The following is a 22,139-nucleotide window of genomic DNA, read 5'->3' on the forward strand; positions in this document are numbered from 1 at the left end:
CCGCTAGTCTCTCACCATGCGACGGGAGATCGAGACCATCGAGGCTTTCGACCAACACGTCCGCGCCGAGCGGTCGCTGGCCGGGTGCGTCATCCAGGCCCTGGACCTGCGGGGCCGCGCCGATGTCCTGGACCGCACCCCGGTCAACAACGCCTTCTTCCTGGGCTGCCGGCTCAAGCACCGTGTCGCGGCGAGCCTGGCCGAGCGCGGGGCCGCGATCTTCCCGCGCCTCCCCCAGTTGCCGTTCGACGCCTATCGCCCCCGCCTGTACTCGCCCGAGGATCTCTACGCCCGTCTCGAGGAGGGCTACGCCGCAACACCGGACGCCAAGATCTACGGCTGGACGCTGGGCAAGCGCTCGACACTCCTGGACGCCACCCTGGCCCAGTCCCTGCACGACCACTTCATCTCGGACGCGCTCTCCGACATCGTGACCCAGCCGGGTGCCGGCGTGGGGGTGATGGGCGGCCACTCCGTGGTGCGCGGCGCGCCGGAGTTCCTGCAGGCGGCCAGGCTCGGACATGGGCTGGCCGAGGCGGGCCATCTCGTCCTCACCGGCGGTGGCCCGGGCCTGATGGAGGCGGCCAACCTCGGCGCGAGCTTCCGTGACGGCGCGGACGCCCTCGTCGACGCCTGCGCGGCGCTGGCCGAGATCCCGTCCTTCTCGCCCGATCCGGAGGTCTGGGCGGCCGCCGGCTTCGACGTGCGACGCCGGTGGGACTGCTCGCGGCTCTCGGTGGGGGTGCCCACCTGGTTCTACGGCCACGAGCCGCCCAATGTGTTCGCCAACTGCATCGCGAAATACTTCGACAACGCGATCCGCGAGGACATCCTGCTGCGCCTGTGCGGAGCCGGGGTCGTGTACTCCCCCGGCCGCGCCGGGACCACCCAGGAGATCTTCCAGGCGCTCACGCGCAACTTCTACGCCCTGGAGTCCCAGGAGATCCGCCCGATGGTGCTGCTGGGACACGAGTACTGGACGCGTGTGGTCCCGGCGTGGCCGCTGCTGAAGGCCCTGGCCAGGGGCCGGCTGATGGAGCCCTACATCCACCTGGTCGACAGCGTGGAGGAGGTGCTCGAACTGCTCGGTTGAGGCCGGGGCCACCGGGGCCGGACGCCCCACCCCACGTCGAGGAGCCGGCGTCAGCGTTCCTTGGCGGCGAGTTGCCCGCAGGCCCCGTCGATCTCCTGCCCACGGGTGTCACGGATGGTGGCCGCGATGCCGCGAGCGTTCAGCCGCCGGATGAACTCCTGCTCGTCGGCGCGCCGCGCCGCGGTCCACTTGGAGCCCGGCGTCGGGTTCAGCGGGATCGGGTTGACGTGCACCCAGTGGGCGCCGCGCCCCTCCTTCGTCAGCAGGTCGGCCAACGCGTCCGCCCGCCAAGCCTGGTCATTGACGTCGCGGATCAGCGCGTACTCGATCGACACGCGCCGGCCGGTGGCCTCGAAGTACGCGTGCGCCGCGTCGACGACCTCGTCCACCTTGTACCGGGTGTTGATCGGCACCAGGGTGTCGCGCAGTTCGTCGTCGGGGGCGTGCAGGCTGACCGCCAGGGTGAGCGGAAGTCCTTCGGTGGCGAGCTGTTCGATGCGCGGCACGAGCCCGACCGTCGACACGGTGATGCCGCGCGCGGACATCCCCAGGTCGTCGAGCATCCGCCGGATCGCCCCCATGATCGCCTTGTAGTTGGCCATCGGCTCACCCATGCCCATGAACACGATGTTGTTCAGGCGGACGCGTCGGCGGGCGGCCACCACCTGGGCCACGATCTCGGCGGTGGACAGGTTGCGCTGCAGGCCACCTTGGCCGGTCGCGCAGAAGGGGCACGCCATGCCACAGCCCGCCTGGGATGAGATGCAGAGGGTGGCGCGGTGGCGGCCGGAGCCGCTGGAACGCTTGCCGGGGACGCCGTACTCCATCAGGACGCTCTCGACGAGGTTGCCGTCGTTCAGGCGCCACAGCGTCTTGACGGTGGTGCCCTCGTCGGCGGTCTGGGCCCGGACCTCGTGCAGGAGGTCGGGGAAGAAGGTCACCCCCACCTGCTCGCGCAGGGAGGCGGGGAGGTCCGTCCAAGCACGCGGGTCGGTGCTGGCCTGACCGTAGTAGTGGCTGTCGAACTGGGACGCGCGGAAGGCCGGCAATCCGGCCTCGGTGACGGCGGCACGTCGTTCGTCGGGGGCGAGGTCGGCCCAGTGGCGCGGCGGCTTGCCGCGTCGGGGGGCGTCGAAGACGAGCGCCAGCACACGCCCGGCTCGGGCGTGTGCGTCCAGTTCGTCGGCGCGTGCGCGCTCGGCGGCGGTCAGTCCTTCAGTCATCACGCCTGAGGCTACCCGCCCGGCACGAACAGGTACATCACGAACCACGCCGGAGCGGCCGCGACCAGCATGGAATCGAGCCGATCCATCACGCCGCCGTGCCCGGGGAGGACCGAGCTCATGTCCTTGATGCCGACGTCGCGCTTGATCGCGCTCTCGATCAGGTCGCCGGCGGTGCCGAAGAAGACGCAGACCACCCCGAGGAGCGCACCGACCCACCAGCCTGCTCCGAGTACGAAGTGGGTCAGGACGGCGCCGGTGCCGACGGCGAAGAGCGCCGACCCGCCCAGGCCCTCCCACGTCTTCTTGGGGCTGATGCTGGGCGCCAGTGGCGTCTTGCCGAAGAGGACGCCCACCGCGTACCCGCCCGTGTCGTTGGCGACCACGCACAGCAGGAACGTCACCATGCGCGCCGCGCCGTTCTCCCCGGCGAGGATGAGCGCCGTGAACGAACCCAGGAGTGCGATGTAGCCGATGACGAACACCGACGCGGACGCGTCGCGCACGAAGTTGTCGTGCCCCCGGGGGAACCGGATGATCAGCGTCGCCAGGACGGTCGCCCCGAGAAACGCCAGCAGCACCGAGTGCCACGGCATGCGGAGCACCATGTAGGCAGGTGCCGTCGCGGCCGCGTACGTGCCGACGACCATCCCGATGGTGCCCAGCACGATCGGGACGATCTCGGCGTGCATGCCGAGGCGCTTGAGCGCCTGGTGCACCTCCGTCGCGCCCAGGCTGAGCATGAGCGCCACGAGCAGGATGAAGCCCCAGTGCCAGAACGCGAGTGTGACGACGACCAGCCCGACCAGCCCGACCCCCACCGCGATCGCGGCCGGGAGGTCACGACCGGCCGATCGCCTCTTCCGCACGGGTGTCACGGGCTGGTCGGCACTCATCAGACTTCGAGGAGCTCGGCTTCCTTGGCCTTGAGCAACTCGTTGACCTGCTCCTCGTACTTCTTGGTCAGCGTGTCGAGCTGCTTCTCACCGGCGCGGGCGTCGTCCTCGCCGATCTCCTTGTCCTTCTCCAGCTTCTTGACGCTGTCGACGGCGTGGCGACGGTTGGACCGGACGGCGATGCGCGCGTCCTCGGCCTTGGTGCGGGCCATCTTGATGTACTCCTTGCGGCGCTCCTCGGTCAGCTGCGGCAGCACGATGCGGACGTGCTGGCCGTCGTTGGCCGGGTTCACCCCCAGGTCCGAGTCACGGATGGCCTTCTCGATGGCGTTCATGGCCCCGCGGTCGAACGGGCTGATGAGGACCATGCGCGCCTCGGGCACCTGGAAGGTGGCCAACTGCTGCAGCGGGGTGGGGGTGCCGTAGTAGTCCACCATGATCTTGTTGAACATGGCGGGGTGGGCACGCCCGGTCCGGATGGCGGCGAGCTCATCCTTCGCATGCTCGATGGTGGCCTTCATCTTCTGCTCGGCGGACGCCATGATTTCGGCGATCATCGTCGCTGCTCCTAACTGGTGTGGGTCTTCTCAGGCGTGGACGGTCGTACCGATCTTCTCACCGTTGACGACCCGGGCGATGTTGCCACGGTCGCCGAGGTCGAAGAAGACCATGGGGAGGCCGTTGTCCCGCGCCAGGCTGACGGCGGTGGCATCGGCCACCTTGAGATCCTGGGCGAGGAAGTCGGTGTAGGACAGGTCGTCGTAGCGACGGGCGTCCGGGTTGGTGCGCGGATCGGAGTCGTAGACCCCGTCGACGCCGTTCTTGCTCATGAGCAGCACGTCCGCGCCGATCTCGAGCGCACGCTGGGCGGCGACCGTGTCGGTCGAGAAGAACGGCATGCCCGATCCGGCGCCGAACAGGACCACGCGGCCCTTCTCGAGGTGGCGGACGGCGCGCAGCGGGATGTACGGCTCGGCGACCTGCCCCATGTGGATGGCGGTCTGGACGCGCGTCGGCACACCGGCCTGCTCCAGGAAGTCCTGCAGCGCCAGGCAGTTCATGACGGTGCCCAACATGCCCATGTAGTCGGCGCGGCGGCGATCCATCCCCCGCTGCTGCAACTGGGCGCCACGGAAGAAGTTGCCGCCACCGGTCACGATCGCGACCTGGGTGCCCCCCGCCACGATCTCGGCGATCTCACCGGCGATTCCGGAGATGATGTCGGGATCCACGCCGACCGACCCGCCCCCGAACGCCTCGCCCGAGAGCTTCAGCAGGATGCGGTCGTAAGCAGGCATGCGTTCTCCTTCGATGCGTTCGGACGTGCGAAGTGGCGTGCACCGCGTCGAGCGCGGCGCACGCCACTCTAGTGGATCAGCGCAGGTCAGGCGCCGGCCGAGAGGCGCACGAAGCGCTTCACGGTCACGCCGCGCTCCTTGAGGAGCTGCCCGACGGTCTTCTTGTCGTCGGAGACGGACGCCTGCTCGAGCAGGGTCACCTCCTTGAAGAAGCCACCGAGGCGACCCTCGACGATGCGCGGGATGATGTTCTCGGGCTTCCCCTCCTCCTTGGCGGTGAGCTCGGCCACGTGGCGCTCCTTCTCGAGGACGTCGGCGGGGACATCCTCCCGGGAGACCCACTGCGGCTGCATCGCGGCGATCTGCATGGCGATGCCGCGCACGAACTCGTCGTCCTCGGTGCCCTCGTACTCGACCATGACGCCGACCTGCGGGGGCAGGTCCTGGCTGCGGCGGTGGAGGTAGATGGCGCTGGGAGCCTCGTAGGTGGCCACGGCGGCCAGCTCGAGCTTCTCACCGATCTTGGCGGCCAGGGTGGCCACGGCCTCGTCGACGGTGGAGTCACCGAGCTTGACCGACTTGGCGGCCTCCACATCGGTGACACCGGCCTTCGACAGGGCCTCGGCGATCTCAGTGGCCAGCGCGACGAACTCGTCGTTCTTGGCGACGAAGTCGGTCTCGGCACCGAGCTGGATCAGGGTGGTACCGGCGGCGGCCACGAGGCCGTTGGTGGCCTCGCGGTCGGAGCGGCTGGACACCTTGGCGGCGCCGGTCACACGCAGGATCTCGATGGCGGCATCGAAGTCACCCTCAGCCTCGATGAGGGCCTTCTTCGCATCCATCATCCCGGCGCCGGTGGCGTCGCGGAGCTTCTTGACGTCCTGGGCGGTGATCGCCATGACTATCTCGCTTCCTGGTTGTTCGCTTGGGTGGGTGTCACTTGTCGTCGGACGCCGACGCCGGGCTGGCCGGGGAGTCGACGGACTCGACGGTCGCGGGGACGGGCTCCTCACCGGCGGCGGCCGGGACGGGGGCGGCCTGGTCCTCCTCGACGGCCTCGGCGCGCTCATCGGCGACGGCGGGCTGCTCGGTGGCACCGAGGAGCTCGCGCTCCCACTCGGCCATCGGCTCGGCAGCGGCCGCACCGGTGGCGACACCGCCGGAGCTGCGGGCCAGCAGACCCTCGGCCGCGGCGTCCGCGATGATGCGGGTCAGCAGCGCGACGGAGCGGATCGCGTCGTCGTTGCCCGGGATGGCGTAGTCGACCTCGTCGGGGTCACAGTTGGTGTCGAGGATGCCGACGATCGGGATGCGCAGCTTGCGCGCCTCGTCGATCGCGAGGTGCTCCTTCTTGGTGTCGACCACCCAGATGGCCTGCGGGAGGCGCTGCATGTCACGGATGCCGCCGAGGGTCTTCTCGAGCTTGTCCTTCTTGCGCTCCTGCTGCAGGAGCTCCTTCTTGGTGAGGCCGGACGCCGCGACGTTGGTGAAGTCGATCGCCTCGAGCTCCTTCATCTTCGCGGTGCGCTTGGAGATCGTGGCGTAGTTGGTGAGCATGCCGCCCAGCCAGCGCTGGTTGACGTAGGGCATGCCGACGCGGGTCGCCTGCTCGGCGATGGCCTCCTGGGCCTGCTTCTTGGTACCCACGAACAGGATCTGGCCGCCGCGGGCGACGGTCTCCTTGACGAAGGCGTAGGCCTTGTCGATGTAGGTGAGGGACTGCTGGAGGTCGATGATGTAGATGCCGTTGCGCTCACCGAAGATGAAGCGCTTCATCTTGGGGTTCCAACGACGGGTCTGGTGTCCGAAGTGGACACCGCTCTCGAGCAGCTGACGCGTGGTCACGACGGCCATGGCCGTTCCTTTCTCGGCGGACGGGCACCGGCACGCTCACGCGCCCGGGCGAGACCGCCTGGTTCGGTTGTGGGGCTGACGTTCAGCCCTCCTGGTGCAGCACCGCTCCCCCACCTCGTCACCGAGGACCTGCGGAGGTTCGGCGTGGCCTGCACGCGAAGTCGACCCGGATCGGCCGGGTTCGCTGCCCCCATGTTATGGCCCACCGGGTCCCCGCTCCAAACCTCGTGGCGACACTCGCTCACGGGTTGGCGGGGAGGACCTGTTCGAGGGTCACGAGCGTGTAACCGCGCGCACGCAGGCCGACGATGATCGCGGGCAGCGCGTCGGCGTCCAGGGTGGTTCCGTCATCCGGGTTCGCGCCGAGGTGCATGAGGATGATGCCGCCGGGGGTGGCCCCGTCCAGCACCCGTTGGGTGACCTTCTGGGCGGTCATGCCGCCCTTCACCGTCCCCTTCCACCCGAGCGTGTCGACGGTCCACCGGAACGGGACGTAGCACTCATCGTTCACCAGCCCGATGGTGCGTGCATCGCGGTCGCCCAAGGGGAAACGGAAGTAGGGCCGCGGGTCCACGCCCGTCGCCTTCCTGATGGACGCCGCGCCCGTGCGGATCTCGTCGACGACGCGCGCGTCCGACTCCCCGGTGAGCGCGGGGTGGGTCTGGGTGTGGTTCCCGATCGGGTATCGGGCGGCGATCCTGCGCGCCGACTCGGGGAACCGCTCCACGAACCGCCCGGTGAGGAAGAAGGTTGCGGGCTTGCTGGTGTCCGCGAGCGTCGCCAGCACCGACGCCGTACCCGCGTCGTCCCCGCCGCCGTCGAAGGTGAGGGCGACGACCCTGGCCGACGTGGGCATGCTGCTGAGGTCCTGGCCCCGCAACGCACCCGGGATGGTGCACGGGGCCGGTGGGGCGGTGGTCGATGGCTCGGTGGTCGGCGCGACGGTGGGCGGCCTTGTGACGGGGGCCGGCCGGGCGCTGGACGGCACCGGCGCCGGCTGCGCGCTGGACGTCGTCGGTCGGGGGACCGCGCTCGAGGGCGTCGGCTCCGCGGAGGGCACTGGAAGGGGGCTCGCCCCACACGGGGTGCTGGTGGGCCCGCCCGAGGACGCCCCTGTCGGGCCGGGGCAGGGCGTGGTCACCTCGGGTGACGGGGTCCCGGCCGGCGGTGTCCCGGCCGGGGAGGGCCGCGGGGAGACGTCGGTGGCGCACCCGGCCGACAGCAGCGCCACCGCCACCAGGACGACCACGCGCGTCCGGACCATGTCCCATTGTGCTCCCGGCAGCCCTGGATGGCACTCCGCCCGGGGGGAAAATCCGCCGATGGCGGCTCGTGACAGGCACCGCCTAATGCCTGTGTCATGCGTGCACTGTGGATCCTGGTCGTCATGACCCTCCTGGCGGCCGGTTGGGCCGCCGCACCGGCGGACGGGGCGTCCGGTTCCTGGCCTGTGGCGGGGGCGGTCGTGCGGGGCTTCGACCCGCCCGAGGTGCGTTGGGGTGCCGGCCATCGGGGCGTCGACCTGGCCGGCGAGCCGGGCGCCGTGGTCGTGGCTCCCGCGGCGGGCGTCGTGTCGTTCGCGGGGGTCGTCGCGGGCAAGCCGGTCGTGGTCGTCGACCACGGCGCGCAGCGCACGACCCTCGAGCCGGTCGTGGGGACCGTCCGGGTGGGGCACCGTGTCGCCGCCGCCGAGCCGGTGGGCCGGCTGGTCGCGGGGCACCGACCGTGCCCGGGCGCCGCCTGCCTGCACTGGGGCCTGAAGCGGGGCGACGAGTACCTCGACCCCCTGTCGCACATCGTGGAGCAGGTCCGCCTGCTGCCGACCTCGGCGGTCGCCGAGGTCGAGAAGCGTGCCGCCGCCCGTGAGGCGGCACGGGTGGTCTCGCCGTTGGTCAGGCCCGTCGGTCCCGGCCCGCTCTCCGAACCGACGACCGGACGCCTGGGTTCCCCCTTCGGCATGCGGTTCCACCCCATCTTCCGTGAGTGGCGCATGCACAACGGGATCGACCTCTCGGCGCCGTGCGGCACCCCCCTGCTCGCCGCGGCCGATGGGGTGGTGACCCACCGGGGCCACGACCCCTCGGGAGGCTGGCGCCTCGTCCTGTCCCACGGGACGGTGGACGGGGTGGACGTGCAGACGGTCTACCTGCACGCCGAGGGCTACCGCGTCCGGGCGGGCGACCGGGTCACGCGCGGCGAGGTGGTCGGCACCGTGGGGAACACGGGTTGGTCCACCGGGTGCCACCTGCACTTCGGGGTGAAGGCGGACGGGCGCCACGTGGATCCCCTGCCGTGGCTCGGGCGGCCGTGACGACCCTGTGGGCTACGCGCGGGGGTGCGCCTGCCGGAACGCGTCCCGGAGTCGCTCGTTGGTGACGTGGGTGTAGATCTGCGTCGTGCCGACCGAGGCGTGTCCGAGGATCTCCTGCACCGACCGCAGGTCGGCCCCACCCTCGAGGAGGTGCGTGGCCATCGCATGCCGCAACCCGTGCGGCCCGAGGTCGGGAGCGTCCGGGACTGCGTCCAACGCGGCGTGCACGACCCGGCGCACGACGCGCGGGTCGATCCGGCCCCCCCGCGCCCCGACGAAGACGGCGGCACCGGCGTCCGGCCCCGCCAAGTGGTGGCGCTCCCCCAGCCACGCCTCGAGCGCGCGGCGTGCCGGGTCACCCAGGGGTGTGGAGCGCTCCTTGTCCCCCTTGCCGCGGACGCGCAGGAGGCCACGGGCCTCGTCGACACCGGTCGCGTCGAGCCCGCAGAGTTCGGCCACACGCAGGCCCGAGGAGTACAGCACCTCCACCATGGCGAGGTCCCGCGCGGCGAGGGCGCGCTCGATGTCATCCTCGGCCGCCCCGACGCGTTCCGTCAGGTGGGCGAACAACGCGTGCACCACCCCGCGGTCGATCGTGGGGGGCAGGGTCCGCGCGGCGCGCGGCGCCTGGAGCGCACTGCCCGGGTCGGTGGCGACACGACCGTCCGCGTGGGCCCAGGCGAAGAAGACGCGCGCGGCGGTGGCGCGGCGTGCCATCGTCGCCCGCTCGGCACCCCGCCGGTGCAGGTCGGCGAGCCACGCCCGCAGCAGGCGGTGGTCGACCTGCCCCCACGCCGAGACGCCTCGGGTCGCAGCCCAGGTCGCGAGGTCGAACAGGTCGCCCGCGTAGGCGCGGCGGGTGTGCTCGGACAGGTTGCGGCCCAGCCGCAGGTGGTCGGCCCAAGCGTCCAGGTCGCGCGCGAGGCCGGGGGCCACGGTGGCGTCGGACGGGGGCTGCATACCGGCCAGCGTGCCAGAATGGTCGGGTTGCCCAGTGGACAGCCACGCGGAGGAGAGACATGGCGATCGAAGAGCTCATGACCGGCGGGAACATCCTGCCCATCACCCGGTGGGGCACTCCGGTGATGCATGAGGAGACCAAGCAGGTCCTCGAATTCGACGACGACCTGCGCGAACTCGTCCGCGACATGTTCGCCACCATGCGTGCCGCCCACGGGGTCGGGTTGGCCGCCACACAGGTCGGGCTCGGCGTCTCCCTGTTCGTGTACGAGTGCCCGGACGCCGATGAGCGCGTCCGTTACGGCGCCGTCTGCAACCCCGTCGTGACGACCCCCTCCGGCAAGGACCGCGTCCTGGACAAGACGGAGGAGGGCTGCCTGTCGTTCCCCGGGGGCTACGAGCCGCTGGCGCGCCCGGACCGCGCCACCTGCACCGGCCTCGACCCGTGGGGCAACGAGGTCACGATCGAGGGAGACGGTCTGCTGGCCCGCTGCCTGCAGCACGAGACCGACCACCTCAACGGCATCGTCTTCGGCGATCGCCTGTCCACGCGGTCCTTCCGCAAGCTGCAGGAGCAGCACGACAGCCTCGTTCACCTCTACCCGGACGACTGGCCGGTCACGCCCAAGAAGGTCTCCGGAGCCGACGTCTGATTCCGCTCAGCGCAGGGCCCAGCACGCCACCGCGGTGGCGGCCGCCACGTTGAGGGAGTCCACCCCGTGCTGCATCGGGATCTGGACGACCACGTCCGCCTGCTCGATCCAGCGCCGGGACAACCCCTCGCCCTCCGTCCCGACCACGACGGCGAGCTTGGCGGGAAGGCCCGCGGCGACGTAGTCGTCCAGCGCCACGGCGTCGTCGGTGAGCGCCAGCGCGACGACGGTGAAGCCGGCCTCTCGCAGCGTGGGCAGGGCGGTGGCCCAGTCGTCCACCCTGGCCCAGGGCAGGGAGAAGACCGTCCCCATGCTGACCTTGATCGCCCGCCGGTAGAGGGGATCGGCAGCACGCGGGGCGAGCAGGACGCCGTCCCAGCCCAAGCCCGCGGCATTGCGGATGACGGCCCCCACGTTGGTGTGGTCGACGATGTCCTCGGCCACGACCAGACGCCGCGACCCCAGCAGGTCGGCCATCGGTCTCGGCTCGGCGCGGTGCAGTGACGCCAACGCCCCGCGGTGCACGTGGAAGCCCGTCACCTGCTCGGCCAGCGCCTCCGACACCACGTACACGGGTGCGTCGGGGTGCCGGTCGATGACATCGGTGAGCCCGGCGATCCAGCGCTCCGCCAGAAGGAACGAACGCGGTACGTGGCCGGCCTCGACGGCACGCCTGATGACCTTCTCCCCCTCGGCGATGAAGAGCCCTCGCTCCGACTCGAGGTGCTTGCGCAGCGAGGTGTCGCGCAGCGCGACGTAGTCGGACAGGCGCGGGTCGGCGGCGTCCGTGACGGGGATCCGGTTCACGCCCAGGTGACCCGGACGCGCTCGGCCCACTCCGGCCACCAGGTCGGGTCGGACGCCGTGGCCGCGTGCCCGCGGTTCCACACCGACAGGTACAGCTCGCGCGCGGTTCCGGTCACCGTGACGTCGGCGTCCGACGCCTCGCCGGGGACGCGCGTCGTGACCGCGCCGTCGTGGGTCAGCTCCACGCGCCAGGCGCGGTCGACGTCCGTCGCCCGGAACAGCAACGACCGGGCGCGCGGCAGGTCGGACTCGGGCCGGCGCCGGACGAGGAAACCGGTCAGGAACTCGTCGACGCCGTCGGCGGCGAGGCCGGGAGCCATCCAGAGCTCCTCACCACGCGGTGCCCTTCCCAACCGGGCGGCCATCCCGTCCACGGCATGGATCGTCGTCTCGTGCACCTGGCGCCGCAACCACGCGTCGCGGGGCGGCGGGGCGTCGGGGAGGAAGAAGCGGACGTCGAGGTCGGCGGGGGCCTTGGCGATCGCGTTGAGCAGTTCGACCATGCCCTCGTCGAACCAGTCGAGAAGGTCGGGTGCCGCGTCGGCCTCGGCGAGCACGAGTGCCTCGGGTTCACCGCGCCCTCCCGCGATGCGGGAGGCGGCCCAGCGGTGGACGAGCCCCACATGGGAGACCAGGTCGCGGACGGTCCACCCCGGGCAGGTCGGCACCGCCGCGCCCAGACCCGCCGTCGCCGCGTTGCTGCGCAGCACCGCACAGGCGTCGCCCAGTGCCTCGCCCATCTCGTGGAAGTTCCGTGCCTCGACCATGGGTCAGAACGATAGTCGGGCCCCGCACCCGGGCTCGGGATGCGGGCCCGAGTGTGGGCAGGTGGTCAGCGGGTGGGCCGGATCCCCTCGCGCCTGGCCAGCCACTCGACGGCGAGCACCACGAGGCCGGAGAAGACCGCCAGGACGAGCGCGCCCACCCCGGTACCGGCGCTGTCCGCCGTCACGATGCCGGTCATGGCGGGCACGCCGAACGCCGCCTGGAACACGAAGATCAACACGTTGTTGAGGCTGTGGAACGCCACGGCCGCCTCGAGGCCACCCGTGCGGATCGTGAGGTGGACCGCGGTCAGGGCCATGATGGCGAGGGTCATGAGCATCCACGGGTCGAGGCTGCCGTGGGCGAGGGCGAACAGCGCCGCCGACATCAGCGTGGGAACCACGGCCGCGATGAGGGGGCGCGGGATCAGCAGCCCGACGTTCTGGAGCAGCCACCCCCGGAAGGCGTACTCCTCACCGGCCGCCTGGAACGGCGTGGTCAGCAGCACGACCGCGACGAGTGCAGCGGTCACGGCGGGGGTCTCGACGTGCGTGAACAGCGGGAAGGGCTCGGCGAGGAACGAGACGACGACGTAGCCGAGCCACACCGGCAGGAGCGCGAGCGTGACCTTCGCGGCCCAGCCGAAGCGGAAGCGCCCGACGACGGAGTGCGTGTACCCCACTGGCAGCCGGTGTGCCACCCTGTTGGCCAGCAGGACCGCCGGGATCAGCGCCGCCAGCGACAGGTTCATCACCAACGTGAGCACGACGACCGACCACCCGGAGGCGTCCTCCAGCACCAGCTTCGGGTCCTCGAGCAGTCGCTGGTCGACACTGCGGACGCCGACCATGACGATGGCGCCGACGATCGCCAGGACGAGCAGTGAGACCACCGGCCGCCACCAGCGCCGTCCGGGTTCACGGAACAGGTGCTGGTAAGGGGTGTCGGGGGCGGGTTCGAGGGGCGGGATCCGCTCGGGCACCGGGGGGACGCCCCAAGCCGCGGCAGGGGCGCCCCACTGCTGCTCCGGGGCGGAGACGGGGCGGGGGGCGGAGCTGTTCGTCATGTCCACGAGTCTGCGCCCTCCACCCCGAGGATGGGAACGCACCACGGTCCGTCGTGGATGCGACCGAGGTCGATGTCCCGGCCGCCCGCTAGGGTGACCGGGTGGCAGCCGCAGCACGGGTCAAACTCGATCCCTTCCTCACCGCGATCGTCGTGGCAGCCCTGGTGGCCTCGCTCCTCCCAGCCGCCGGCCCGGGGGCGCAGGTGCTCTCGGTCGCCACCAAGGTCGCGATCTTCATCCTGTTCTTCCTCTACGGCGCTCGTCTGCATCCGGAGGAGGCGCTGCGCGGCCTGAAGCACTGGAAGCTGCACCTCACGATCCTGTCGTTCACGTTCGTGGTCTTCCCCCTCATCGGCCTGGCGATCGGGCTGCTGCCCGGGTGGGCGCTCGCGCCGGCCCTGGTCCCCGGCATGGTGTACGTGACGCTGTGTCCCTCGACCGTGCAGAGTTCGATCAACTTCACCTCCATCGCCCGCGGGAACGTCGCGGGAGCCATCGTCAGTGCGTCGGCGTCCAACCTGCTCGGCGTCTTCCTGACGCCCCTGCTCGCGATCGCCCTCATGAACACCACGGGCACCGCCAACGTCGGGTGGGGCTCGATCGTCGACCTCGTGGTGCAGATCCTGCTGCCCTTCATCCTGGGCCAGCTCTCACGCCGCTGGACGGCCGACTTCGTCGAACGCCACAAGAAGCTCAAGCTGTTCGACCAGGCGTCCATCGTGATGGTCGTCTATGCCGCGTTCTCCCAGGGCGTGCGCGAGGGCATCTGGACGATGGTCGGCTGGGTCGACATCGTGCTGCTCGTCGTGGTCTGCCTGGTGCTCCTGGTCCTCATGCTCTGGCTGACCTGGTTCACCGCCAAGCGCCTCGGTTTCAACCGCGCGGACGCCATCGCCATCCAGATGTGCGGCACCAAGAAGTCCCTGGCCACGGGGCTGCCGATGGCGACGGTCCTGTTCGCCGGACAGCCCATCGGCCTGATCATGCTGCCCCTGATGGTCTTCCACCAGGCCCAGCTCATGGCCTGCTCGTGGCTGGCGGCACGGTACGCGCGCGACGGCGAGCCGGACGCCGCTGCGGTCCCGGCCTGAGAGACGGGTCCCACCGCGGGGCAGCACCGTCAGGGGGCGACCTTGCGCACCACCGCGAAGCCGTCCCAGCCCTTCTCCCCCACCGTCTGCAGCACCGACACCTGGACGCGGTCGTCGGACTGGAGGGCACCCAGGGCGGTCACCACCCCCCGCACCTGCGGATCATCCCCCGGCTCGAGGACGCGCCCGCCCCGGACGACGTTGTCGATGACGATCAGTGCGCCGACCCTGGCCAGCGCGAGCGCACGCTCGACGTAGATGCGCAGGGGCGCCTTGTCCGCATCGAGGAAGACGAAGTCGAAGGGCTCTCCCCCGGCGGCGACCATGCGAGCCGAGACGTCCGCGGCAGACCCGCAGTGGATGTCGACCCACGCCGAGACGCCGGCGTCCTCGAGGTGCCGGCGGGCCACGGCGGCGTTGCCCCGGTCGAGCTCGATCGAGACGACGCGCCCCGACGGGCCCACCGCGCGAGCGAGCCAGATGGTCGAATAGCCGGCCAGCGTGCCGAACTCCAGCACGCGGCGAGCTCCGGACGACGCCACCAGCAGGTGCAGCAGACGCCCGAACTGGCGCGAGACCTCGATGCCGGGGCTCGTCACCTCGGTCGAGGTGCGGGCCGCGGCCAGGGCGGCGTCCTCCCGGGCGAAGACGGCGAGCCGCTCGTCGACGGCCGCCCACTGCTCGGGCCCGGACGCCACCATCGGTCAGTCCGCCTGCAGCGGGGCCCACGCGGGGCCGGTCTCGCCGAGCTTGTCGTCCAGCTTGGTGAAGATCGGGGTCGGCTTGGCCAGTGCGGCCCCCACGGCGATCGGGCGCGACTCCCAGCGGGCCAACTCGGACGCGTAGTCGCCCATGAGCACGGGATAGTCGGGGGCGCCCTCCTCCTCGACCGTCACGATCTCGGGCTGCGCCGCCCAGACGCCGGTGCCACCCAGGGCCTCGTGCACCTTCTGCGCCGAGTGCGGCAGGAAGGGCGTGAGGAAGGTGTTGCAGTCCTGCACGGCCTGCAGGGCGACGTGGAGGATCGTGTCCCGACGCCCGGGGTCGTCCTTCTTCTTCCAGGGCTCCTCGTCGGAGAGGTACTTGTTGGCCAGCGACACGATCCGCATGGCCTCGGTGATGGCCTGCTTGAACTTCGCGCGTCCGAGCAGGCCGCCGATCGTCTCGTAGCCGGTGCGGCAGGCGTCCAGCAGGGCGCGGTCGGCCTCAGTCAGCTCGCCCGCGGCGGGGATGGCGCCGACGTTCTTGTGCGCCATGGACACCGAGCGGTTGACGAGGTTGCCCCACTCGTTGGCGAGCTCGTAGTTGGTGCGGCGGACGAACTCGTCCCAGGTGAAGTCGGTGTCCTGGTTCTCGGGGCCGGCCACCGCGATGTAGAAGCGCAGGGCGTCCGGCCCGAACTCGGCGAGGAAGTCGCGCACGTGGATGACCTTGTTGCGGGAGGAGCTGAACTTCGACCCCGACATGGTCAGGAACTCCGAGCTGACGATCTCGGTCGGCAGGTCGAGGCGCCCCAGCACCTCCGACGGGGAGCCGCCCCGGGAGCCCTCACCGTTGGCCCCGAGCAGGATGCCGGGCCAGATGACGGTGTGGAAGGTGATGTTGTCCTTGCCCATGAAGTAGTACGACTCGGCGCCCCCGTCGTGCCACCACTTCTTCCAGGCCTCGGGGTCACCCGAACGCCGCGCCCACTCGACGGAGGCCGAGAGGTAGCCGATGACCGCGTCGAACCACACATAGATCCGCTTCATCGCGGCGTCCTCCCAGCCCTCCAACGGGATGGGCACGCCCCAGTCAAGGTCGCGGGTGATCGCGCGCGGCTGCAGTTCCTTGGCGAACTGCTCGCTGAACCGGATCACGTTCGGACGCCAGTCCGTGCGTGTCGCCAGCCACTGCTGGAGCTGCTCGGCCAGCGCGGGGAGGTCGAGGAAGAAGTGTTCGGTCTCCACGAACTGCGGGACCTCGCCGTTGACGCGGCTGCGCGGGTTCTTCAGGTCGATGGGGTCGAGCTGACGGCCACAGTTGTCGCACTGGTCGCCGCGCGCGCCGTCGAAGCCACAGTGGGGGCACTCGCCCTCGATGTAGCGGTCCGCCAGCGTGCGGCCGGTGGACGGCGAGATCGCGCCCATCTGCTTCTTCGCCACGACGTAACCGTTGCGGTGGAGCGCGCTGAACAGCTCCTGCACGACGGCACGGTGGTTCAGCGTGGTCGTGCGCGTGTAGAGGTCGTAGGACAGGCCCAGGCCCTGCAGGTCCTCGACGATGATCCGGTGGTACTTGTCGGCGGTCTGGCGGGCGGTGAGTCCCTCGGAGTCGGCCTTCACCTGGATCGCCGTGCCGTGCTCGTCGGTCCCCGACACCATGAGGACGTCGTTCCCGACCATGCGCTGGTAGCGGGAGAAGACGTCCGCGGGCACGGCGAAGCCGGACACGTGCCCGATGTGGCGCGGCCCGTTCGCGTACGGCCAGGCAGCGGCGGTGAGGATCCGAGAAGTCATGGGGTCGATCCTATTGCAAGCCGGGCCCCACCCCGGCGCGGTGCCAGCGCGCTCAGCGGCCGTCGTAACCGGGCAGGACGAGCTCCTCGACCAGCCGCCGGCGCTCCCCATCGGTGATGAACGCTCCAACCGCCGCGTCGAGGGTGAACCGCAGCAGGTCGGCGACGCCGTAGTCGAAGGCCTCCACGAGCAGGCTCATCTCGCGGCTGGTGGTGGTGGCGCTCATCAGACGGTTGTCGCAGTTCACGGTGACGCGGAAGCCCGCCTGCTGCAGGACGCCGAAGGGGTGCTCGTCGACGGACCCGCAGATGCCGGTCTGGATGTTCGACGAGGGGCACAGCTCCAGGATCATCCCGCGCTCGCGCACCTCGGACGCCGTCTGCCCCAGCTGCCAGCCCTCCGGCGTGCGCTCGAGGTCTTCGACCAGGCGGGCACCGTGCCCGATCCGGCGCGCTCCGCAGGCCACGGCCTCGGCGATGGACGCGACTCCGTCGGCCTCGCCGGCGTGGATCGTGCAGGGCACGTGCGCGCGCCTGGCGTACGCCAACGAGACTGCGAGGCGTGACGGGGGGAAGCCGAGTTCGGGCCCGGCGATGTCGAAGCCGACGACCCCGTCGTGCGCGAACCCGGCCGCCAGCTCGACGACCTCGGTCGTCGGCTCGTGGTGCCGCAGCGCCGTCACCAACTGTCGGGCGATGATCGGCCGACCGGACGCCGCGGCCTCCGCCTCGCCGGCCCGCAGCCCGTCGCGGACGGCCTCGACCGCCTGGCGCGGGGTCAGCCCGCCCGCCGTGTGCTGGAGCGGGGCCCAGCGGGCCTCGGCGTACACGACGCCGTCGGCGGCCAGGTCGAGCACGAACTCACGGGCGATGCGGTGCAGCGCCTCCGGGGTCTGCATCACGGCGACCGTGTGGTCGAACGTGGTCAGGTACTCCACCAGCGACCCCGAGTCGCAGGCGCTCTGGAACCACGCGCCCAGCGCATCGGCATCGGTGGCGGGGAGCTCGTGACCGATCTCCCCCGCCAACTCGAGCAGGGTCGAAGGTCGCAGGCCACCGTCCAGGTGGTCGTGCAGGACGACCTTGGGCAGCTGGGCGATCAGTTCGGGGTCAACGGCCACGGGAATCCTCCACTGCGTCGAGTTCCTCGACGCTGAACGCTTGGGGCAACATCTGGTCAAGGGTGCGCAACCCCTGGGGTGTCTCCAGGAGCAGCGCGGGGCCACCGTGCTCCGACAGCAACTGGCGGCAGCGGCCGCACGGGGTGATCACCTCCGCATCGGCGTTCGTGCAGGTGAACGCCACCAGCCGCCCTCCCCCGCCACGGACCAGGTCGGACACCAGTCCGCACTCGGCGCACAGCGTGACGCCGTAGGCGGCGTTCTCGACGTTGCAGCCCGTGACCACCCGGCCGTCGGACACCAGGGCGGCGGCCCCGACCCGGTAGCCGGAGTAGGGCGCGTACGCCCGCGCGCAGGCCTCGTTCGCCGCCGCGCGCAAGGCATCCCAGTCGATGTCCACGTCCATCACTTCGTGTAGGGGATGCCGTCGGCCGCCGGGCCACGCGATCGGCCGATGAGCCCGGCCACGGCGATGACGGTGGCGATGTAGGGCAGCATCAGCAGGAACTGGCTGGGCATCGGCGTGCCCAGGCTCTGCAGCTGGGTGGCCAACTGGGTCACGAAGCCGAAGAACACGGCCATGAGCGCCGCCCGGACGGGGTGCCAGCGGCCCATGATCAGCGCGGCGAGGGCGATGAAGCCGTTGCCGACCGTGATGTCCTTGTTGAAGCCGCCCGTGGAGCCGATGGTGAAGAACGCACCGCCCAATCCCGAGAACAGCCCCCCGAGCAGGACCGCCTGCCAGCGCACGGCGCGAACGGAGATGCCCACGGTGTCGGCCGCCTCGGGGTGCTCACCGACGGAGCGGACGCGCAGGCCCCAGCGCGTGCGGTACAGCAGGAACCACACCACGGCCACCGACAGGATCGCGAGGTAGACGAGGATCGTCTGATTGAACAGGACCGGACCGAGCAGCGGGATCGCCGACAGCAGCGGGATCGGGATGGCCTGCATGATCGGGGCGGCGTTCAGTGCGGCCGAGTTGGGCTGGACGAGTTGGTCGAAGATGAAGCCGGTCAGGCCGGACGCGAACAGGTTGAGCACGACGCCGAGGACGACCTGATCCACGATGTAGCGGATCGCGAACACCGCCAGCATGGCGCCCATGAGCATGCCCGCCATGACGGCGGCGACCAGCGCCATCGGGATCGACTTCGTCACCGACCCCACGGTGGCGGCGGTGAAGGCGGCCACGAGGAACTGGCCCTCGATCGCGACGTTCACCACACCGGAGTTCTCGCACAGGACGCCGCCCAGCGATCCCAGCACGAGCGGGGTGGCCAGCGCGATCGTCCCGGTGAGCTGGTTGCTGATCTGGAACGGCAGGGTCGAGCCCGCCGCGGCCCACGTGATGAGGCCCACCATGACGGCGATCCCGGCCAGGGTGGCCGCCCCCGTCCGCAGGTGCGCGTTGAGGCGTCCGCTCAGGAAGCCCATGCCGACGGCCAGCGTGATGAGCCCGCAGGCGAGCACCGTGGCCAGACCCGGAAGGCCGAACGTCGGTAGTTGCACCGGGTCGAAGTAGCCCGACAGGGCGAACCGGGCCACCCCGCTGGTCCGGAAGGACAGCACGAGGAGGACGAGCCCCATGACGGCCATCAGGCCGCCCGCGGACAGGCGGGCACGCCGGGCCTCGCGCGACTCGGTGCGGACGAGCTGGACGAGTGCGTCAGGGGCGATGGTGGTGGTGCTCATGCGTGACCTCCGGCGGCGACGGCGCGACGCTCGCGCAGGAACGGGACCAACGTGTTGACCAGGCCGGGCGCCGCGACGAACAGCACGATGAGCGCCTGCAGGACCATCGAGAGCGTCAGCGGGGTGCCGGCGATGCTCTGCATCGACAGGCCGCCTGCGTGCAGGCCGCCGAACAGCAGGCCGGCGAACACGATGCCCAAGGGCTTGGAGCGGCCGAGCAGAGCAACCGTGATCGCGTCGAAGCCCACGGAGCCGACGATGCCCTGCGACAGCGGGGTCGGGACGCCGTTGGCACCGGGTCCGATGGCCATCTGGACGCCGGCCAGGCCGGCCAGCAGACCCGAGAGGGTCATCGTGATGATGGTGGTGCGGGCCACGTCCATGCCCGCCGTGGCAGCCGCGTGGGGGTTGGCGCCGACCGCGCGGATCGTGAACCCGGTGGTGGAGCGGTCGATCAGCCACCAGGTGCCCAGCGCCGCCAGGAGCGCGACCAGGAAGCCGACGTGCAACTGCCCGTAGATCGACGGGAACACCGCGGTGGAGTGGACCTCGGGCGCGATCGGGTCCTGCCGGCCGGGCCGGAGGAACGCGCGCGTGGTCAGCAACCACGAGAGGATGCCCACCGCGATGTAGTTGAACATGATGGTGACGATGACCTCGTGCGACCCGGTCTTCGCCTTGAGGAAGCCCACCATGCCACCCCAGACCGCGCCGCCGAGGAGGCCGGCGGCCAGGGCCACCAGGATGTGGATGACCGGCGGCAGGGCCAGCGCGAACCCGACCCAGGCCGCGAGGACCGCGGCCATGATGGCCTGGCCCTGCGCACCGATGTTGAACAGGCCGGCTCGGAAGCCGAGCCCCACGCCCAGACCGGCGCAGATCAGCGGCGCCGCCTCGCGTGTGGTGGCGGCGAGTGCCCCCGGCGAGCCGACCGCCCCGATCGCGAGCGCCGCGTACGCCGAGGAGACCTTCGCCCAGGACGCCCCCAACGGCAGGGCCGGGGCGGTGAACAGGTAGGCGTAGAGCCCGATGACCTCGGGATCACTGACGATCATGAGGATCGCACCGGCGACCAGGGCCAGCACGATGGCTGCCAGGGTCACCGCGAGGGAACGCCACTGGAAGGTGCTCGCCCTGTGCTTCGTGGCCGGTGTGGTCAGGTTGGTCATCGGTCCCCCTCCTCACCGGGCGCGGAAGCGCCGGTCTCTGAGGCCACCTCGGCCTCGTGCACCTGCTCCACCAGCGTGGTGGGCTGCTCTGCTGCCAACCGGACCGCCTCCTCGTGCGAGGCGCCGGCCATCATGAGACCCATCACGTCGCGCTGCGTGTCCGGACCGACGATGCCGACCACCTTGCCGCGGTACATGACCAGGACCCGGTCCGCCAACGCCTCCACCTCGTCCAACTCCGTGGAGACGAGCAGGACGGCGGTGCCCTTGTCCCGCTCCTCGACGATGCGCCGGTGCAGGAACTCGATCGCGCCCACGTCCACGCCGCGGGTCGGCTGGCTGGCGACGAGCAGCGACAGCTCGCGGGAGAGTTCGCGGGCCAGGATCACCTTCTGCTTGTTGCCGCCCGACAACGACGACATGGGGCTGGCCACCGACTGGGTGCGGATGTCGAATTCCTCCCTCAGCCTCTCGGCGTTCTCGGCGATCGCGCCGAGGTCGAGGGCCGGGCCCCTGCTGAAGGGCGGCTGGTGGAACCGGTTGAGCACGAGGTTCTCGGCGACCGTGAACGAGCTCACGAACCCGTCGTCCTCGCGATCCTCGGGGACATACCCCATGCCGGCGGCGATCGTGGCGGCCGGGCGCGAGCGCGTGATGTCGACGCCGTCGAGGACCACCGACCCGGACATCGGCGGGATGTTGCCCAGCAGGGTCTCAGCCAGTTCGGACTGGCCGTTGCCCTGGACGCCGGCGACGCACAGCACCTCGCCGCCACGCACGTCGAAGCTGACGCCGTCCACGACGATGCCGCCCGCGGCGTTGGCGATCTTGAGGTCGCGCACCTCGAGGCGGACGTCGCGCTCGGCGGGGGCCGCCTTGCGAATGCGCAGATCGACCGCGCGGCCGACCATCAACTCGGCGAGGTCGGCCTCGGAGGTGCCCGGCTCGGCGTGGCCGACGATCTTCCCGCGTCGCATGACGGTGATCCGGTCGGCGATCGCCCGGACCTCCCGCAGCTTGTGGGTGATGAAGACGATGGCCTTGCCCTCGTCGCGCAGCACCTGCATGACCGACATCAGCTCGTCGATCTCCTGAGGGGTGAGCACGGCGGTCGGCTCGTCGAAGATGAGGTAGCGCGCGTCGTTGGCCAGGGCCTTGAGGATCTCGACTCGCTGCTGGACGCCGACCGCCAGGTCCTCCACGACGGTGTCGGGGTCGACGGGCATCCGATAGCGGGCTGCCAGCTCGCGCACCTTGGCGCGGGCGGCGTTCTTGTCGAGCACGAAGCCGCCCTCACGGCCCAGCATCATGTTCTCGGCGACGGTGAAGGGCTCCACCAGCATGAAGTGCTGGTGGACCATGCCGATGCCCGCCGCCATGGCCTGCTTCGGGTTGGTGAACGTCTGGGGGGCGCCGTCGATCAGGACCTCACCGCCGTCGGGCTGGTAAAGCCCGTAGAGCACGTTCATCAGCGTCGACTTGCCGGCGCCGTTCTCGCCGAGCAGGCAGTGGATCTCCCCGGGGATGATGTCCAGGTCGACCGCATCGACGGCGGTGAAGGTGCCGAAACGCTTGGTGATGCCGCGGAGTCGCAGTCCGGCCATGTCGTCGTTGCTCACGGACGAGATCCTTCCATGTCG

The 22,139-nt window shown here is 70.8% G+C and carries 22 protein-coding genes; 4 read left to right on the plus strand and 18 right to left on the minus strand.

All coding sequences use genetic code 11. The features are described from left to right. Positions 1-16 precede the first annotated feature (16 nt). Entirely contained in the window at positions 17-1,093 is a 1,077-nt protein-coding gene (locus AC5YDA_RS09315) for an LOG family protein (RefSeq protein WP_496192933.1), read from the plus strand. Positions 1,094-1,143: 50 nt separating this feature from the next. On the opposite strand, the gene rlmN is transcribed toward AC5YDA_RS09315, so the two are convergent. The 7 genes from rlmN to AC5YDA_RS09350 form a co-directional block, all read right to left on the minus strand. Beyond that, positions 1,144-2,316 (minus strand): dual-specificity RNA methyltransferase RlmN, encoded by a 1,173-nt coding sequence (rlmN, locus tag AC5YDA_RS09320; RefSeq protein WP_496192934.1) that lies wholly within the window; start codon positions 2,314-2,316, stop codon positions 1,144-1,146. A gap of 11 nt (positions 2,317-2,327) precedes the next feature. Next, the gene (locus AC5YDA_RS09325) at positions 2,328-3,212 is read right to left on the minus strand and encodes a phosphatidate cytidylyltransferase (RefSeq protein ID WP_496189104.1); all 885 of its coding nucleotides are present in this window, start codon (positions 3,210-3,212) and stop codon (positions 2,328-2,330) included. Then, complete coding sequence (gene frr, locus AC5YDA_RS09330) at positions 3,212-3,769, minus strand: ribosome recycling factor (protein WP_496189105.1); 558 nt, start codon at positions 3,767-3,769, stop codon at positions 3,212-3,214. Before frr ends, AC5YDA_RS09325 begins: the two co-directional genes overlap by 1 nt. Before the next feature lie 30 nt (positions 3,770-3,799). After that, the gene (gene pyrH, locus AC5YDA_RS09335) at positions 3,800-4,510 is read right to left on the minus strand and encodes a UMP kinase (RefSeq protein WP_496189106.1); all 711 of its coding nucleotides are present in this window, start codon (positions 4,508-4,510) and stop codon (positions 3,800-3,802) included. Positions 4,511-4,596: 86 nt separating this feature from the next. Then, positions 4,597-5,409 carry a translation elongation factor Ts gene (gene tsf, locus AC5YDA_RS09340; protein WP_496189107.1) on the minus strand — a complete coding sequence of 271 codons (813 nt, stop codon included), beginning with the start codon at positions 5,407-5,409 and terminating at the stop codon, positions 4,597-4,599. A gap of 37 nt (positions 5,410-5,446) precedes the next feature. After that, positions 5,447-6,364 (minus strand): 30S ribosomal protein S2, encoded by a 918-nt coding sequence (gene rpsB / locus AC5YDA_RS09345; RefSeq protein WP_496189108.1) that lies wholly within the window; start codon positions 6,362-6,364, stop codon positions 5,447-5,449. 241 nt (positions 6,365-6,605) lie between these two features. After that, positions 6,606-7,220, minus strand: coding sequence for a polysaccharide deacetylase family protein (locus AC5YDA_RS09350; protein WP_496189109.1), 615 nt, complete (start codon positions 7,218-7,220; stop codon positions 6,606-6,608). 504 nt (positions 7,221-7,724) lie between these two features. Here AC5YDA_RS09350 and AC5YDA_RS09355 point away from each other — a divergent pair. Beyond that, a complete protein-coding gene (locus tag AC5YDA_RS09355) occupies positions 7,725-8,675 on the plus strand; it encodes a M23 family metallopeptidase (RefSeq protein WP_496189110.1) in 951 nt (316 codons plus the stop codon). A gap of 12 nt (positions 8,676-8,687) precedes the next feature. Here the strand turns inward: AC5YDA_RS09355 and AC5YDA_RS09360 are convergent, their stop codons facing one another. Continuing rightward, on the minus strand, positions 8,688-9,635 hold the full coding sequence (locus AC5YDA_RS09360) for a tyrosine recombinase XerC (RefSeq protein ID WP_496189111.1): 948 nt from the start codon (positions 9,633-9,635) through the stop codon (positions 8,688-8,690). Between the two features lie 59 nt (positions 9,636-9,694). Here AC5YDA_RS09360 and def point away from each other — a divergent pair, with 59 nt between their 5' ends. Further along, on the plus strand, positions 9,695-10,288 hold the full coding sequence (gene def, locus AC5YDA_RS09365) for a peptide deformylase (RefSeq protein WP_496189112.1): 594 nt from the start codon (positions 9,695-9,697) through the stop codon (positions 10,286-10,288). A gap of 6 nt (positions 10,289-10,294) precedes the next feature. On the opposite strand, the gene AC5YDA_RS09370 is transcribed toward def, so the two are convergent. The 3 genes from AC5YDA_RS09370 to AC5YDA_RS09380 form a co-directional block, all read right to left on the minus strand. After that, positions 10,295-11,095, minus strand: coding sequence for a TrmH family RNA methyltransferase (locus AC5YDA_RS09370; protein ID WP_496189113.1), 801 nt, complete (start codon positions 11,093-11,095; stop codon positions 10,295-10,297). After that, a complete protein-coding gene (locus AC5YDA_RS09375; RefSeq protein ID WP_496189114.1) occupies positions 11,092-11,862 on the minus strand; it encodes a maleylpyruvate isomerase family mycothiol-dependent enzyme in 771 nt (256 codons plus the stop codon). Before AC5YDA_RS09375 ends, AC5YDA_RS09370 begins: the two co-directional genes overlap by 4 nt. A gap of 65 nt (positions 11,863-11,927) precedes the next feature. Continuing rightward, on the minus strand, positions 11,928-12,926 hold the full coding sequence (locus AC5YDA_RS09380) for a CPBP family intramembrane glutamic endopeptidase (RefSeq protein ID WP_496192935.1): 999 nt from the start codon (positions 12,924-12,926) through the stop codon (positions 11,928-11,930). 101 nt (positions 12,927-13,027) lie between these two features. On the opposite strand from AC5YDA_RS09380, the gene AC5YDA_RS09385 reads away from it, so the two are divergent. Continuing rightward, positions 13,028-14,017 (plus strand): bile acid:sodium symporter family protein, encoded by a 990-nt coding sequence (locus AC5YDA_RS09385; RefSeq protein WP_496189116.1) that lies wholly within the window; start codon positions 13,028-13,030, stop codon positions 14,015-14,017. 29 nt (positions 14,018-14,046) lie between these two features. Here AC5YDA_RS09385 and AC5YDA_RS09390 read toward each other — a convergent pair whose 3' ends face one another. From AC5YDA_RS09390 to AC5YDA_RS09420, 7 genes are read right to left on the minus strand one after another with little or no spacing between them, the layout of a single operon-like run. Then, positions 14,047-14,718 carry an O-methyltransferase gene (locus tag AC5YDA_RS09390; protein WP_496189117.1) on the minus strand — a complete coding sequence of 224 codons (672 nt, stop codon included), beginning with the start codon at positions 14,716-14,718 and terminating at the stop codon, positions 14,047-14,049. 3 nt (positions 14,719-14,721) lie between these two features. Further along, positions 14,722-16,515 carry a methionine--tRNA ligase gene (metG, locus tag AC5YDA_RS09395; RefSeq protein WP_496189118.1) on the minus strand — a complete coding sequence of 598 codons (1,794 nt, stop codon included), beginning with the start codon at positions 16,513-16,515 and terminating at the stop codon, positions 14,722-14,724. Between the two features lie 52 nt (positions 16,516-16,567). Next, on the minus strand, positions 16,568-17,635 hold the full coding sequence (locus AC5YDA_RS09400) for an adenosine deaminase (protein ID WP_496189119.1): 1,068 nt from the start codon (positions 17,633-17,635) through the stop codon (positions 16,568-16,570). Beyond that, positions 17,625-18,035, minus strand: coding sequence for a cytidine deaminase (locus tag AC5YDA_RS09405; protein ID WP_496189120.1), 411 nt, complete (start codon positions 18,033-18,035; stop codon positions 17,625-17,627). The genes AC5YDA_RS09400 and AC5YDA_RS09405 overlap by 11 nt, the downstream gene beginning before the upstream one ends. A gap of 5 nt (positions 18,036-18,040) precedes the next feature. Next, positions 18,041-19,330, minus strand: coding sequence for an ABC transporter permease (locus tag AC5YDA_RS09410; protein ID WP_496189121.1), 1,290 nt, complete (start codon positions 19,328-19,330; stop codon positions 18,041-18,043). Then, positions 19,327-20,499, minus strand: coding sequence for an ABC transporter permease (locus AC5YDA_RS09415; protein WP_496189122.1), 1,173 nt, complete (start codon positions 20,497-20,499; stop codon positions 19,327-19,329). Before AC5YDA_RS09415 ends, AC5YDA_RS09410 begins: the two co-directional genes overlap by 4 nt. Beyond that, complete coding sequence (locus tag AC5YDA_RS09420) at positions 20,496-22,103, minus strand: ABC transporter ATP-binding protein (protein ID WP_496189278.1); 1,608 nt, start codon at positions 22,101-22,103, stop codon at positions 20,496-20,498. The genes AC5YDA_RS09415 and AC5YDA_RS09420 overlap by 4 nt, the downstream gene beginning before the upstream one ends. Between the last annotated feature and the right edge of the window lie 36 nt (positions 22,104-22,139).

The organism is Propioniciclava sp. LT294 (assembly GCF_059516005.1).